Source organism: Variovorax sp. JS1663, assembly GCF_002157355.1.
Lineage (GTDB): Bacteria > Pseudomonadota > Gammaproteobacteria > Burkholderiales > Burkholderiaceae_C > Variovorax.
On the sequence record NZ_LYMK01000015.1, the window covers coordinates 1 to 15557 of the forward strand.

The 15557-nt window shown below is 69.2% G+C and carries 12 protein-coding genes; 2 read left to right on the forward strand and 10 right to left on the reverse strand.

Translation table 11 applies throughout. The features are described 5' to 3' along the window. From A8M77_RS35190 to A8M77_RS14325, 9 genes are all read right to left on the reverse strand, one after another. Positions 1-3025: autotransporter-associated beta strand repeat-containing protein (locus A8M77_RS35190; RefSeq protein WP_192871614.1), on the reverse strand; the 3025-nt coding region annotated here is incomplete at its 3' end. Between the two features lie 386 nt (positions 3026-3411). Beyond that, on the reverse strand, positions 3412-4785 hold the full coding sequence (locus A8M77_RS14290) for an N-acyl-D-amino-acid deacylase family protein (RefSeq protein WP_443271241.1): 1374 nt from the start codon (positions 4783-4785) through the stop codon (positions 3412-3414). Continuing rightward, positions 4775-5677, reverse strand: coding sequence for a MurR/RpiR family transcriptional regulator (locus A8M77_RS14295; protein WP_086922309.1), 903 nt, complete (start codon positions 5675-5677; stop codon positions 4775-4777). Before A8M77_RS14295 ends, A8M77_RS14290 begins: the two co-directional genes overlap by 11 nt. 8 nt (positions 5678-5685) lie before the next feature. Next, positions 5686-6981, reverse strand: coding sequence for an amino acid deaminase (locus A8M77_RS14300; protein ID WP_086922174.1), 1296 nt, complete (start codon positions 6979-6981; stop codon positions 5686-5688). Further along, complete coding sequence (locus tag A8M77_RS14305) at positions 6978-7949, reverse strand: ABC transporter ATP-binding protein (RefSeq protein ID WP_086922175.1); 972 nt, start codon at positions 7947-7949, stop codon at positions 6978-6980. Before A8M77_RS14305 ends, A8M77_RS14300 begins: the two co-directional genes overlap by 4 nt. 16 nt (positions 7950-7965) lie before the next feature. Further along, positions 7966-8997: an ABC transporter ATP-binding protein gene (locus A8M77_RS14310; protein ID WP_086922176.1), complete on the reverse strand. Its 1032-nt coding sequence runs from the start codon at positions 8995-8997 to the stop codon at positions 7966-7968. Between the two features lie 320 nt (positions 8998-9317). Further along, positions 9318-10157, reverse strand: coding sequence for an ABC transporter permease (locus tag A8M77_RS14315; RefSeq protein WP_086922177.1), 840 nt, complete (start codon positions 10155-10157; stop codon positions 9318-9320). 4 nt (positions 10158-10161) lie between these two features. Next, positions 10162-11103: an ABC transporter permease gene (locus A8M77_RS14320; RefSeq protein WP_086922178.1), complete on the reverse strand. Its 942-nt coding sequence runs from the start codon at positions 11101-11103 to the stop codon at positions 10162-10164. Between the two features lie 20 nt (positions 11104-11123). Then, positions 11124-12713: an ABC transporter substrate-binding protein gene (locus A8M77_RS14325; protein WP_086922179.1), complete on the reverse strand. Its 1590-nt coding sequence runs from the start codon at positions 12711-12713 to the stop codon at positions 11124-11126. Between the two features lie 185 nt (positions 12714-12898). On the opposite strand from A8M77_RS14325, the gene A8M77_RS14330 reads away from it, so the two are divergent. Together A8M77_RS14330 and A8M77_RS14335 are read left to right on the forward strand one after the other, a co-directional pair. Continuing rightward, a complete protein-coding gene (locus A8M77_RS14330; RefSeq protein ID WP_086922180.1) occupies positions 12899-13291 on the forward strand; it encodes a RidA family protein in 393 nt (130 codons plus the stop codon). Then, on the forward strand, positions 13288-14181 hold the full coding sequence (locus A8M77_RS14335; protein WP_086922181.1) for a M23 family metallopeptidase: 894 nt from the start codon (positions 13288-13290) through the stop codon (positions 14179-14181). The genes A8M77_RS14330 and A8M77_RS14335 overlap by 4 nt, the downstream gene beginning before the upstream one ends. A 104-nt stretch (positions 14182-14285) precedes the next feature. Here A8M77_RS14335 and A8M77_RS14340 read toward each other — a convergent pair whose 3' ends face one another. Further along, complete coding sequence (locus A8M77_RS14340) at positions 14286-15521, reverse strand: FAD-dependent oxidoreductase (RefSeq protein ID WP_086922182.1); 1236 nt, start codon at positions 15519-15521, stop codon at positions 14286-14288. Positions 15522-15557: the final 36 nt, after the last annotated feature.

Here is a 15557-nt window from a genome sequence, read left to right on the forward strand (position 1 = left end):
GCTCGATCAGCAGCGCGGCGTTGTTGGCAATGGCGCCGCTGCCGAAACTGCCAGCGCTGCCGGCCAGGGTGCCGGCGTTGATGGTAGTGCCGCCTGCGTAGGTGTTGGTGCCCGTGAGGGTCAGTGTGCCGGCACCGGTCTTGGTCAGGCTGCCGCTTCCCGAGATCGAACCGCTGAAGAGGGTGTCGGTGTTCTTGCTCCCGCTTGTGAGCGAGCCGCTGCCCAGGAGGACAACGCCCGCTCCCGACAGGCTGCCGATGGTCTGGTCGAGGTCGTTCAGATCCAGTGTGGCAGTGTCATTGACGGTGACCGCGCTGCCAATGCCGAAAGCTCTGTCGCTCATTGCGGCCTGCAAGGTGCCCGCGTTGACTGTCGTCGCTCCGCTGTAGGTGTTCTGGCCCGACAGTCTCAAGATACCGTTGCCGGTTTTTGTCAACGCACCGCTGCCGGAGATGTCGTTGGACAGGTTGCCATCGGTGGATTGATCGATGAGCAAGATGGCATTGTTGATGATGCCACTGATGCCGAAGCTGTTGGCGCTGCCAGCCAATGTTCCGGCGCTGACAGTGGTGCCGCCCTCGTAAGTGTTGGTGCCGAAGAGGGTCAAGGTACCGTCACCGGTCTTGATGAGCGCGCCCGTTCCTTCGATCACACCCTGCTGGGTCAGGGTGGTGCCCGTGAGTGTCTCGATCGTGCCGCCCTGGGAGTCGATGAAGGTGCCACGATTCATCGTGAAATCGGCCGTGGTCCGCAAGGTGCCGCCCTGGAAGGTAAGCATTCCGTTAGGCGTTCCAAGGTTGGCGTCGCTGGAGATCGATAGCGTGCCCTCTGAGAGGGTGGCGCCTCTGGTGTACTCGTTTTCCCCAGTGAGGGTCAGCGTGCCACCACCAGTTTTGATCAAGTGACCCGCTGTCCCTGAAATGATGCCGTTGAGGGTCAGATCAGCGTCAGTCTGGAAGGTCACTGCGAAGTTCAAGCCGATGGAACGCTCCATGATGATTGCAGCGGTGTTGCGCAAAGTGGTATCGCTCCCAAGGCTCAGTTCACCCGAACGATCGCCCAGGTTCTGGTCCGCAGAGATGGACAGGGCGCCCTCTTCGATCCTGGTGCCGCCGGTATAGGTATTCAGGCCTGTCAACGCCAGCGTGCCATTGCCAGTCTTGGTGAGAGCGCCATTGCCAGTGATGATGTTGGTCAAGGAGGCCTCGGTGCCAAGGGGTTGCTCGACCTGCAGCCCGGAGCCATTGTTGATGGCGATAGCGCCACTGCCGAAGCTGGTGGTGCCGCCAATCAAGTAGCCGTTGACGGTGGTGCCCCCGGTGTAAGTGTTGACGCCGGCGAGCGTCAAGATGCCACCAGTCAGAGTGAAGGAGCCATTGCCGCTGATGACACCGTCATACACAGCGTTGCCGACGGTGCTTTGGTCGAATGCGACGCCTGGAGTGCTGCTGGCAGAAGCAGGTGCAAAGGAAATGTTGCCCGCGAACGTACCGGTGTCGCCTTGCAGCGTGCCCTCGGCAATCGACCAGTTCAAGCCTGTTGCGCCGTTGCCCGTGAGCACCCAGGTGCTGGCGCCGGTCTTGGCGAAGTTCGAAAAGCCCACGTACTGCGTGTTGGCGTACACAGCGGGCAAGTTGGCCACGATGTTGGATACGTTGAATGAAGCCGGCGGATTCTCATCGCCGCCCAGCACCAGGGTGTCGCCACCGTTGGTCGCCCCGCTGGTGCTGACCACGTTGCCGGCGAAGCTGTAGCCGGACCGCAGGATGAGCCTGTTGTTGCCGCCGGACAGGTCGATGGCGTTCGCGCGCGTCGAGCCATCACCGCTCAGGCCGCCGCTGATGCTGTTGGCGTTGGTGATGACGACGTTGCCAGTCGCCACGACACCGGCGCCTCCAGCGCCATGGACGCCGTTCTCTGCCGCTGGGTCAGCCGAGCCACCTGCGCCGCCTTGAATGTCACCTGTGTTCAGCACGGTGCCGCCCGAAGTGAGCAGGACGCCAGCACCGCCCTCGCCGCCCAAAGGAACGTAGTCGCTGCCCGCAAGGTAATTGCCAGCACCGCCTGCCCCCCCGGAAATGGAGCGACTGTTGTTGATGGCGCCGCCACCAGTGAGCGCGATGCCCATGCCGCCGTCACCGCCGCCGGTGACGTTGGTTGCGTCGTCGCTCCCCCGGAAGAGCAGCTCGGGGCTCGTCGCCCCTCCGTGGCCCCCAGACATGGAACCGCTATTCGTGAAGCTGGTTGCGCCGGTGAGCAGTACCGCACCACCACCGGCGCCGCCACCACCGGTAGCGCCGATGAAGGTACTTGCAAAAATAACCTCCGCTCCCCCGCTGCCGCCAGCGCCACCGTTGCCGCCGACGATTTCCGACACATTGCTTGCAGGATCATTGCCTGCAAGGACCAGGCCAAATCCACCGCCGCCGCCGCCACCTCCACCACCGGCGTCAGTGGTAGAACTGCCGTCCCCGCCTGCCGTGCCGGCCAGTGGCGTCGTGATCACCCTTTGAGTGGAGCTCCCGACACTGCCGCCGCTGCCGCCGCTGCCGCCGCTGGATCCGCCACCTCCACTGCCTGCGCCGCCGTTGCCGCCAATCCCTGTGGACAAGCTGACGCCACCACCGCCGCCACCGCTACCACCGCTACCGGCAATGCCCCCACGGCGACCACCATCCTCTCCATCTGGAGCGGCAGAAGTACCGCCAGCGCCTCCGGGAACGGCTTGGCAGCCCACCGTACCGCAGCCTCCGCTCCCCCCATCGAGACTCACAAACTGCGCATGCGCCGGGAAAATTGTCGCGGCATTCAGTCCAAGCAAGACGATGCTGCCGATCACACCGGCGAATGCACTTCTCGCGTTGGGCAGTTCCAGCGCTCGGCTTTCCACAGCGGTCGTGAGCGCACAAGCTCTGGCGATGCGTGAAACGCTGCCGCCAGGCTTGCCTCGCGCACGCGCGTTCTCGGGAGCGGCCACCCAGGCGCCCAGCGTGGCGTTCCAAAGGCTGCGATGTGTTCTGTTCATGAGGGAGGTCTCGGGTCATCCAGGGACCCACGCGCGCAGCGCACGTGGCGGGCAATGCCGCCTGCGCTCGACCATCGCTCGCCCGCACGCAGGCTGGAAGCCAGGTCGCAGCACATGCCCCCCAGGGGGTCGGCGGCGACCGAATGCTAGAAATGCGCGCCAGCGCGTTCAGGTCGTCACGAGAAAAAGCGAGAATTCATTTGGGCGTCCGCAGCGCCGAGCACGGGGCTCGGCCTGCGCCAACCCGCGCTCCCCGCACGCCCGGGAGCAGCCGCCTCAGCCCGCGCGGCTCAGCATCCGCCCCGCGCGTGCCAGCACCGCAGGTTCAGGCTCGCCGCCACGGAAGGCGCAGACGCCGTTCACGTACACCCGCTCGATGCCCACGCTCAAGCGCTTGGGCTGATCGTAGGTCGCGGTGTCGGCGATGGTGCGGGGTCGAACACCACCACGTCGGCCATCGCGCCGGCGCGCAGCAGGCCACGATCGGCGATGCGCATGTTGCGCGCGGTCATGCCGGTCATCTTGTGCACCGCCTGCTCCAGCGTGAAGAGCTGCCGGTCGCGCCAGTAGCGCGCGAACACGCGGGGAAAGGCGCCCTGCAGACTGAGCCACGAAAAACAAGCATTCGGCACCAATGCTTTTTCACCTACCAGCGCACGCGCAGCCCCGCCGAGGCGTTGAGCTGCGACTTCGCCCGGGTGTCTCCACCCGAGGCCCACAGCTTTCCCGCGGCGGCAGGCCTCGCGCTGGTCCACGCCCCACTCGCGCGCGATGTCGGCCAGCATGCGGCCGGTCGTGCCCGGATGCGGGTCGGACCAGGTGATGAGGATGTCGATCACGCCGTCCACCAGGTCCTCGCGCAGCACGGTGGAGCCGGCCACGTAGGGGTAGACGTCGAGCGCGATCTCCTGGCGATCGGCCAGCGCGTCGACCAGGGGCAGGGTCTGCTTCGTGCGGCCCCAGTTGGCGGGGCCGGCGCACTTGTGGTGCGAGATGACCAGCGGCGCGCCGGCGCCGAAGGCGGTGTCGCCGGCCTCGTGCATGGCCTCGATGATGCTTTCCATCTCGCTGCGCAGGTGGGTGGCGTAGACGCCGCCGTGGCGCGCGACGATGCGCGCCAGCGCGGTCACCTCCTCCGCCGGCGCGGCGAAGGCCTGCTCGTAGAAGAGGCCCGACGACAGGCCGTGCGCGCCGTCGATCATGCAGGCCTCCAGCAGCGCGCCCATGCGCGCGCGCTCGTCATCGGTGGCGGCGCGGTCGAGCGCGTCCATGGTGGCGAAGCGCAGCGTGGTGTGGCCGACCAGGGCCGCGACGTTGAGCGCCGGCTGTGCCGCTTCGACCGCGGCGCGGTAGTCGGCCATGGTCGCGTGGCGGAAGGAGTCGGCGCCCAGCAGCGTGAGCGGCGGTTGCGCTTCCGGCGTGCGGTAGGGGGCGAGCGAGATGCCGCAGTTGCCGGTCACCACGGTGGTGATGCCCTGGGAGATCTTGGGCAGGCACACGGGGTCGCGCAGCACGATCGCGTCGTCGTGCGTGTGCACGTCGATGAAGCCCGGCGCGATCACCTTGGCCCGGCAGTCGATCACCTCCAGTGCCTCGGCCGCGATGCCTTCGGGCAGGCGCAGGCGCAAGCCCTCGCCCAGGGCGGCGATGCGGTCGCCGGACAGCAGCACGTCGCCGTTCCAGCCCGGGCCGCCGGAGCCGTCGACGATCAGGCCGCCTTCGAGCAGGGTCGCGGCCCCGCGTTCGCCGTCATCCGCCATGCTTGATTCCTCCGCCGTCCCAGCTCTGCAGCGGATGCGTGCTGGCATCGATGCCGTGCCGCTGGAAGGCCTCGCGCGCGCGCTGCAGCCGTTGCACTGCCGGTTCGCCGCGGCGCTGCGCGACCAGCACGGTCAAGATCTCGATCACCGTCAGGTGGGTGAGGTAGGCGTCGATGCCCACGTGCATCACCGCGTCGTCGGGCACCGACAGGCCGAGCAGGAAATCGGCCTTCGCCGCCAATGCGGTGCCGGGCCGCGTGAGCGCGACCACCTTGGCGCCCTGCCCGCGCGCGATGTCCACCGCGTCGAGCAGCGAGGGCATGCCGCCCACGTGCGAGATGGCGATCACCACGCCGCCCGGGCGCTGGGCGGCGCCGGCCACCTGCTGCAGGTGGTAGTCGGCCCAGGCATTGGCCGACAGGCCCAGGCGGAACAACCGCGCCTGCAGGTCGTTGGCCATGAACCAGGAGGTGGCGCCGGCGCCGTACAGGTCCACGTGCGGCGCGGCCGCGATGGCGGCCACGGCCGCATCGAGCACCGCCATGTCGAGCTGGCCGCGCACACCCGAGACCGAGGCCGCGGCGCTGCGCGCGATCTTGCTGACCACCTCGTCGGCGGCATCGGCGATGTTGACGCGCCGGTGCAGCGGCGAGCCGCCGAGCGCGAGCTCCTGCGCCAGCGCGAGCTTGAACTCGCGCAGGCCGGCGAATCCGAGGTCGCGGCAGGTGCGCATGATGGTGGGCACCGAGCTGCGCGAGCGCTCGGCCAGGGACTCGAAGCTTTCCTCGAGCACGCGGTCGGGGTCCTCGAGGATCAGGTCCAGGATGGCGCGGCGCGTGGTGGGCGCGCCCTCGCGGGTCGCGGCCACCTTCTGCAGCAGGGAGCTCGTCATGGGGGGCATCAGAAGTGCATGGACACCGCGTCGCTCACGCGCAAGTCCTCTTCCACCACCGGCATCCAGTGCCACTTGTCGAAGGTGGTGCAGGGGTGCGAGATGCCCAGGCCGACGCGCTCGCCCACCACCGGCGCCAGCGGCGAGGCCGCATCGTCCCAGCGCAGGTAGGCGTGCTGGTCGTTCAGGCCGGTGATCTTCCAGTCGGCGGGCACCGCCTGCGGCACCAGGCTGCCGGGCACGGCGCGCGCGATGGGCACCGGCAGCGAGAGGTCGAAGGAGATGTCGCGCTTGCCCACCGCGAGGATGGCGAGGCCGGGCTCGGGGCAGGACTGCACCATGGCCCAGACTTCCATGGCGGGCCGCAGGCTCTCGCCGCACTCGCAGCCCAGGCGTTGATCGACGGCGCTGAGCATGCGTTTGTAGAAGCCGTGGTCGTGCGTGACGTAGCAGCCCGAGCGCAGGATGCCGCGCACGCCGCCGCGCAATGCGGGCTTGAGCCGTCCGGCCACCAGGTCGAAGATGGCCGAGCCGCCGGCGGAGACGATGACCTCCTCGCCTTCGAACAGGCCGTTCGCATCGCAGTGGCGCGCCACCGCCTCGACGCGGTCCATCAGCGCGTTGGCGTAGGTGGTGTCGGCATCGGTCTCGCCGCTGGCGGCCAGGCCTTCGTAGCACTCGATGCCGACCAGGCGCACCGCGTCGCTGGCATGCAGCGCGGTGGCCAGCGCGATGGCTTCCTCCTGCGCGCGGCAGCCGGTGCGGCCGCCGGGCACGCCGATCTCCAGCATCACCTCGAAGGGCAGGCTGTCGGGGTGCTGCCGGGCCCAGTCCTCGATCAGCGCGAGCTGCGCCGTCGAGTCGACCAGGAAGGCCACGCGCAGGTCCGCGTGCTCGTGCATCAGCAGCTGGATGCCGGCCAGGTCCTGCGCGCTCACCACCTGGTTGGCGATCAGCGTGCGCCGCGCGCCGGCCGCCACGCCCACGGCCAGCTGCGTGACGGTGGCGAAGGTCAGGCCCCAGGCGCCGGCATCGAGCTGGCGGCGAAAGAGCTGCGGCGACATGGTGGTCTTGCCGTGCGGCGCGAGGTCGATGCCCCACTGGCGCACGCGTGCCTGCATCCAGGCCAGGTTGTGCTCCAGCGCCTCGCGCTTGAGCACGGCCAGCGGCAGCGGCAGGTCGCCGGCCAGCACATGCCAGCCGGCCTGGCCGATCTCGCTGCGGCGCCTGGGCGGCTGGGTGCGGGGGTAGCCCTTGAAGCGGGTGTCGAGGAGCGGGTCGAAGAGGTCTTGTTCGGTGGTCATTGGGAGATCAGCTCCTTGCGGATGCAGGCCGAATGGTGGCCCGGTGAGAGTTCGTTCAGCGGCGGCACCGTCTGGGCGCAGGCCTCGATGGCATGCGGGCAGCGGGTGCGGAAGACGCAGCCCGAGGGCGGCGCGACCGGGCTCGGGATGTCGCCCTTGAGCGGCACCCGCTCGCTCACCGCCAGGGGATCGGGCTTGGGGCTGGCCGCCAGCAGCGCCCGGGTGTAGGGGTGCTGCGGGCGCTCGAAGAGTTCGCGGGTCTCGGCCACTTCCATCACCTTGCCCAGGTAGAGCACGACCACGCGGTCGCACAGGTATTCCACCACGTCCAGGTCGTGCGAGATGAATAGCATGGTCAGCGACAGGCGTTCCCGCAGGTCGGCCAGCAGGTTGATCACCTGCGACTGGATGGAGACGTCCAGCGCCGAGAGCGGCTCGTCGGCCACGATGAACTCGGGCTCCACCGCCAGTGCGCGGGCCACGCCGATGCGCTGGCGCTGGCCGCCGGAGAACTCATGTGGGAAGCGGTTCGCATGCTCGGGCCGCAGGCCCACCGTCTCCAGCAGCTCGGCGATGCGCCGCTCGCGCTCGCCGTGCCCCTTGGCCAGGCCGTGCGTGGCCAGCGCCTCGCCGAGGATGGCGCCGATGCGCATCTTCGGGTTGAGGCTGGCGTAGGGGTCCTGGAAGATGATCTGCAGCTTGCCGCGCAGCCGGCGCATCGCGCCGGCGGCGAGCTGGCCGATGTCGTCGCCGCGGTAGAGCACCTGGCCCTCAGTGCGCTCGATGAGGCGCAGCACGGTGCGGCCGATGGTGCTCTTGCCGGAGCCGGATTCGCCGACCAGGCCCAGGGTCTCGCCGGGGCGGATGGCGAAGGAGACGTCGTCGACGGCGCGCACGGGGCGATCGCCGGTGCCGAAGTATTTCTTGAGGCCGCGGACCTCGATCAGGGGTGTGGCAGCGGTCGTCATGGGGGGCTCTTTCCGTTCATGCGGCCTTCGCGAGCGGCTGCACGGCCGGCACGCGGATGCAGCGGGCCTGGCGGCCTTCATGGGTGTCGATCAGCGACGGCATGGCCTGCCGACAAGCCTCCATCGCCTGGTCGCAGCGCGGCTCGAAGGCGCAGCCGGGCGGCGGCGACAGCGGGCTGGAGACCTGGCCGCGGATCGCGAACAGGCGCTTCGGCCGGCCCTCGCCGTGCGCCTGCGCCTTGCCGGGCAGGCAGGCCAGCAGGCCCTGCGTGTAGGGATGCTCGGGCGAGGCGAAGAGCGGCCGCACCGGCGCGCTCTCGACCACGCGGCCCGCATACATCACGACCACGTCGTCCGCGTGGTGCGCGACCACGCCGAGGTTGTGGGTGATGAAGAGGATGCTCATGCCGGTCTCGGCCTGCAGCCGGCGCATCAGTTCGAGGATCTGCGCCTGGATGGTGACGTCCAGCGCGGTGGTGGGCTCGTCGGCGATCAGCAGCGTGGGATCGCAGGCCATGGCCAGCGCGATCATCACGCGCTGGCGCATGCCGCCGGAGAGCTGGTGCGGGTACTCGTGCAGGCGCCGCGCGGCGGCCGGGATCTCCACCAGCTCCAGCATGCGCAGCGCGTGGGCCAGCGCGGCCTTGCGGTCCAGGCCCTTGTGCAGGCGCACGCTCTCGGCGATCTGCTCGCCGATGGTGAAGACCGGGTTGAGGCTGGTCATCGGCTCCTGGAAGATCATCGCGAGCTCGTTGCCGCGCAGGCGACGCATGTCGCGGTCGGGCAGGCCGAGCAGGTCGACCGTGCGGCCGTCGCGGGTGCGGAAGGCGATCTGGCCGCTGACCTGCGCATTGGCGGTCTTGGGCAGGAGGCGCATCAGCGTGAGGCTGGTGACCGACTTGCCGGAACCGGACTCGCCGACCAGCGCGGTGGTCTTGCCGGGCTGGATCGAAAAGCTCACGTCGGCTACCGAGCGGACCAGGCCGTCTTCCGTGGGGAAGCTGGTGCTCAGGTTTTTTACCGTGAGGCGGGGGGGCGTGGTCGTCATTCAATGGCTCCGCTGCGCGGTCGCGCTCTTGGGTTTGCGGTTCGGGGCGCGTGCCGAGGGCACGGGGTGTCCCCCTCCGCGAATGTCCCCCGGCTTCGCCTCCTCCTTTATTTCGCTGCGGGGGACACCCCGCGCCCTCGGCACGAGACACATCGCGTTGTGCGGGCCGATGCACCACCGCCGTGACGGATCACGCCGGTGGGGTGCTCTGCGCAGCGAAATAAAGGAGGAGGCTTGCGGCCCTAGGCCGCGCCGGGGGACATTCGCGGAGCAGAACACCCCGCCGGCGTGATCCCGCCCCGAAAGAGAAGTTCTCATGGCTAGGCCGCCTTCTTGAGCTTGGGGTCGAGCAAGTCGCGCACCCCATCGCCCAGCAGCTGCAGCGACAGCGCCGTGAAGATGATCGCCAGCCCCGGAAACAGAACGACCCAGAAAGCCCGGTCCGCATACTGCTGGCTGCTCGCGACCATGGTGCCCCAGGTCGGGATCTCGGGCGGCACGCCGACGCCGAGGAAGGACAGCCCCGCCTCCGCCAGGATCGCGTAGGCGAAGATGAAGGAGACCTGCACCAGGATCGGCGACATCAGGTTGGGCAGGACGTGGCGCCACAGGATGCGCGAGGTGCGCACACCCAAAGCACGCACCGCCTCGACGAAGAGCAGCTCGCGCACCACCAGCGTGGAGGCACGCACCACCCGCGCCACCCGCGGCGTGTAGACCAGCACCAGCGCCAGCACCACGTTGACCAGCGAAGGCCCGAGGATGGCGACCAGCGCGATCGCCAGCAGGATGTCGGGGAAGGACATCATCGCGTCGACCACGCGCATCAGCGGTGCGTCGAGCCGGCGGAAGAAGCCGGCCACCAGGCCCAGGATGGTGCCGGCCACGACGGCGCCCAGCGCGGTGAGGGCCGCAATGGCCAGCGAGTAGCGCGCGCCGTGCACGATGCGCGCGTACATGTCGCGGCCCAGCTCGTCGGTGCCCATCAGGTGGGCGGCGCTGGGGGGCTTGAGGCGGTCGAGCACGGCCGTGTCGTTGGGGTCGGCCGAGGCGAACCACGGCGCGCCCAATGCGAGCACCGCGATCACGAGCAGCACCAGGGCGGAGACCAGCACGATGCGGCGATGCATCAGCTGGCGCAGCATGCGGGGCATCTGCATGGCATCAGACCTTCACGCGGGGATCGACCACCGCATACAGCAGGTCGATCGAGAAATTGATGAGCACATAGATCGCGGCGATCACGAGCAGGGCGCCCTGGATCACCGGGTAGTCGCGGCGCAGCACGGCATTGACCACCAGGTTGCCGACGCCGGGCAGGCCGAACACGGTCTCGGTGACGACGGCGCCGCCGATCATCAGCGCGATGGTCAGGCCCAGCACGGTGACGATGGGCACCAGCGCATTGCGCAGGGCATGCTTGAGCACGACCGTGCCTTCGGACAGGCCCTTGGAGCGCGCGGTGCGCACGTAGTCCTCGCCCAGCACGTCGAGCATCGAGGCGCGGGTGAAGCGGATGATCAGCGCCGAGTTCAAGAGGCCCAGCACGGTGGCCGGCAGCACCAGCGCATGCAGGCGCTCGGCCAGCGGCGCGTCGGGCGCGCCGTAGCCCGAGACCGGGAACCAGCCCAGCGACACCGCGAAGAGCTGGATCAGCACGATGCCCAGCCAGAAGCTCGGGATGCTCGCGCCCAGCATCGCGATGCCGGTGAAGAACTGGTCGACCACGCGCCCGCGGAACACCGCCGAGACGATGCCGCAGGGCAGCCCGATCAGCGCCGCGATCGCGACCGCCATCAAGGCGAGCAAGGTGGTGGGCTCGGCGCGTTCCCACAGCGCCTGCGTGACCGGCCGCTGCAGAAAGATCGACTGGCCCAGGTTGCCCTGCACCACTTCGCGCAGCCAGTAGCCGAACTGCACGGGCAGCGGCTTGTCGAGACCGTAGTCCTTCTGCACGCGGGCGATGTCGGCGGCAGTGGCCTGGTCGCCCAGCAGCACCGAGACCGGGTCGCCCGAGGCGGCGCGGGTGAGCACGAAGACCAGCACCGCGACGATGGCGAGCACGACCAGCATGCCCGCCAGGCGGGATGAGAGATAGCGCAGCATGTTGGGGGACGCCGGCAGGCTTACTTGACCTTGGTGTTCCAGAAGAAGGGCCAGGTCATCGGCTGGTAGTTGTCCAGCGCCGGGCTCTTCGCCGACAGGCCGTTGAACTTGCCGACATTGACGTAGGGCACCTCGTCATAGACCACCTGCTGCACCTTGCCCCAGAGCTGGCCGCGCCTGGCCGGGTCGCTCTCGGTGTTGAAGGCCGCCAGCGCCGCCTTCTTGGCCGGCGTGTCCCACCAGCCCGGCGCGCCGTCGCCCAGTTGCGGCGGCGAGAGCATGGGCTCGGGGAACTGGCCCGAATGGGTGACGTAGATGTCCCACAGCTTCGGGTCGTTGCGCCGCTGCACCAGCGTGGCCCAGTCGACCACGTTCAGGTCCACCTTGAAGCCGGCGCGCTTGAGCTGCTCGGCCATCAGGAGCGACATGTTGTAGTGGAAGTCGTACTGCCGGCTGGTCAGCACGCGGATCGGGTCGCCCTTGTAGCCGGCCTTGGCCGCGGCCTCCCTGGCCTTGGGCGCATTGCGCTGGTTGTAGAGCTCGGCGCCGCCGGTGGCGTAGAAGGGCGAGCCCTTGGGGAAGTGGTTGCCCTCGGCGACGAAGAAGCGCGTGTCGCCGAAGCCTGCCGCGAGCATCTCGCCCTCGCCCAGCGCCACCTGCACCGCCTGGCGCACCGGCTGGCTGGCCATCACGCCTTCCTTGGTGTTGAACACCAGGTAGGGGAAGCCGAAGGCCGGGGTCATGATCGGCTGCGTCTTGCCCGCCGCCTTCTCCAGCCGCGACAGCGCCTCGGTGGGCAGCAGGTCGGCGAAGTCGTACTGGCCGGCGAGCGCGCCTTCCACGCGCGTGTTGGCATTGGGCACCGGCACGAAGCGCAGTTCCTCGATGGCCGCCTCGCGCCTGCCGCCGTAGCCGCTGGGCGCTTCCTTGCGGGCGCTGTATTTGTCGAACTTGGTGAGCAGCACGTACTGGTCGGGGCGGCGTTCCTTGAACTTGTAGGGGCCGGTGCCGACGAAGTCCTTCAGCGGCTGCGCGATCGAGTCCTTGGCCATGATCGCGGCCATGCCGCTGGGCAGCGCGAACTGGGCCAGCAGCGGCGCATAGGGTTGCTTGAGCACGATCTCGACGGCCAGCGGACCCTTGGCCTTCAGGCTGTCGATTTCCTTGGCCACCGCCTTGCCGCGCGGCGACTGGTCCATCCAGCGCTGCAGGCTGGCGACCACATCCTCCGCGTTCAGCTCTCGGCCGTTGTGCAGCATCACGCCCTTGCGCAGGGTGATGGCGTAGCTCTTGCCGTCGGCCGAGATCTTCGGCATCGACTCGGCCAGCATCGGCACCACGTTCCACTTGGCATCGAAGGTGTAGAGCGGCTCGTAGACGTGCTGCATGATGGTGCCGACCAGGTCGGCGGTGGAGGCCATCGGGTCCAGCGTCTGCGGCTCGGCCACCATCGCCAGCGTGGCGAAGTTGCGCGCGCCACCCTGCGCCTGCGCTGGCGCCGCGGCCAGCGTGGCCACCGTGGCCACCGTGGCGACTGCGAGCAGGCAGGCGCCGAGCAGGCTGCGCTTCGAGACGAGGGCCAGGCCGCTTCGGGATCCGGGGGTCTGCATGTGAAACTCCTTCGTGGGTCGGTGAAATGAAAGAAATTTTCTGTTCGGGCCGGACTTTGAAGCAACAAACAGGCCAATGCATGGGTGTAAACCCTATGTTTTTAGATTTTTGCTGAAATAGAATTTCAAACAAGGCCACATCGACGCTGGTCTTTCCTCTCCCCCTTTCATCCACAGGAGCCCCCATGCCCCTCGAATTCCTCGGCGTCTCGCCCAATGCTTCGGACCGCCAGGTCCGTCCCCTCTCCCCGGCCGTGCGCGCGGGTGACTTCATCTATGTCTCCGGCCAGGTGCCGGTCGATGCCAAGACGGGTGAACTGGTGCTCGGCGGCATCGAGGCGCAGACGCGGCAGGTGATGGAGAACATCAAGTCCGCCCTGGCCCTGGGCGGCGCCACGCTCGCGGACGTGTGCAAGACCACCGTGTGGCTGCAGGACGCGCGCGACTTCGGTGCCTTCAACCGGGTCTACATGGGCTACTTCGAAGGCAACTTCCCGGCGCGCTCGACCACCGAGGCGCGGTTGATGATCGACGCGCGGGTCGAGATCGACGTGGTGGCGTATAAGCCCAAGGCGTGACGCCCACTTCCAGACCTCCTTTCCATTTCCAACGCCGGGACGCGCTGCTCGGCGCGCTCGCCTTCATCGCCCTGCCCGCCGCGCGCGCGGCCAGACCCGCGCCCAAACCCGCGCCCGAAGCAACGATGCCGTGGCCCCATCCCTCCTCGGTGCCGGGCGGCATCGCGCGGCTCTCGCTGGGGCCCGCCGCCACGCGGCCGCAGGCGCGGACCGCCGAGGACCTGCCGCTGCTCGTGGTCGGTGACCCGATCGAGTGGACCGCGCTGGTCGGCATTCCGCTCGCGGCCGAACCGGGCGAGGCCCGCATCCGTGTGCTGCGCGAGGACGGCGAGGCCCGCGGGCTGCCCTACACCATCGCGCCCAAGCGCTACCGCGAGCAGCACCTCCAGGTCGCACCCGCCCAGGTCGATCTCTCGGCGGAGGACCTGGCGCGCTACGAGCGCGAGCGCGCCCACCAGCAGCAGGTGACCGCCACCTTCAGCGAGCCCTTCCCCCGCGGCGAGCTGCGCATGCAGGTGCCGGTGCCGGGCCGGCGCTCCAGTTCCTTCGGGCTGCGCCGCGTGTTCAACGGCGAGAAGCGCAATCCGCACAGCGGCATGGACATCGCGGCCGCCACCGGCACGCCCGTGAAGGCGCCGCTCGCGGGCCGCGTGATCGACACCGGCGACTACTTCTTCAACGGCGGCACCGTCTGGCTCGACCATGGCGGCGGGCTGCTGAGCATGTACTGCCACCTGAGCCGCGTCGACGTGAAGACGGGCGATGTGGTGAAGCCCGGCGAGCGCTTCTGCGCGGTGGGCGCCACCGGCCGCGTGACCGGGCCGCACTTGCACTGGTCGGTGATGCTGAACCGGGCGATGGTGGATCCGGCGCTGTTCATCGCCGGTTGAACTGAGCTCTCCCCCAGGCTCCCCCACTTCGTGTGGTCCGCCAACCCCCTCTCCGGGGGCAACACCAGCGGCCTGGCAAAGCCGGTTCCGCGGTGTTCTCCGGCTCAGAACCGCGTCGCCGCGAAAGGCGCGGGATCGACGAAGGGCGCCCGCCCCTCGATCAGGTCCGCGATCAGCCGCCCGCTCACCGGCCCCAGCGTGAAGCCCTGGTGCGCATGGCCGAAATCGAACCACAGCCCCGCATGCCGCGGCGCCGGGCCGATGACGGGCTTCATGTCCACCGTGCAGGGACGGCAGCCCATCCACGGCTGTGATTCGACCGGCGTCGGCAGGTCGAGCAGTTCGCGCGCGATGCGCTCGGCCTTGTCCAGCTGGACCGGGGTGGGCGGCGCGTCCGGCGCGGCGAACTCGGCGCCGGTCGTCAGGCGCATGCCCCTGGCGGCGGGGACCAGGACGAAGCCCTTCTGCGCATCGAGCATCGGCATCGACAGGGCCGGGCCGCCCGTGTAGTGCCGGTGGTAGCCGCGCTTGACGAAGAGCGGCAGGCGATAGCCCAGGGGTTCGATGAAGCGGCCGGCCCACGGGCCGAGCGCGACCACGACATGCTGCGCGTCGATCGGTGCATCGCCCGTGCGGACACGCCATCCCCCTGCGCGCGCCTCGAGCCCCTGCACGTCGCTGCGCAGGATGCGGCCGCCGCGTCGTTCCAGCAGCCGGGCGTAGCGCACGACCAGCTCGCCGGGGTCGTTCACGCACCAGGGATCGAGCCAATGCAACGCCCCCTCGAGACGCAGCCGCAGCGCCGGCTCGGCCTGTGCGAGCGCCGCACCGTCCAGCACCGCATGCCGCACGCCGTATTCGCGCTCGACGCGCCGGGCGTGCTGCACGGCCTCGTCGAGCGCGGCCGCGCTGCGGAACACCTCGCGAAAGCCCCGCTTCGCCACGAGGTCCCAGGCGCCGGCGGCTTCGATCAGGCTGGCGTGCTCGCTCAGCGAATGGGCGATCAGGCGGCTGAACTCGGCCGCGATGCGCGCATAGCGGGCCGGCGACGAGGCGCGCCAGTACGCGGCGAGCCGCGGCGCGACCGCCGGCAGCGCGGCCAGGTGGTAGTTGACGTCCGCGCCCCGCTTGAATGCCACGTCCACCAGCACCCGCCAGTCGCGCGGAAAGGCATAGGGCTCGACGGCCTCGCGCTGGATGATCCCCGCGTTGCCGTAGGAGGTCTCGCGGCCGGGCGCCGCGCGGTCGAGCAGCGTCACCGCATGGCCGCGCTCCGCCAGGTGCAGGGCGGCGCTGACGCCGACCATGCCGGCGCCGAGGACGACGATCTCGAAGGCCATCGCTGTCAGACCGCCCGCACGGTCGACAGGTCCATC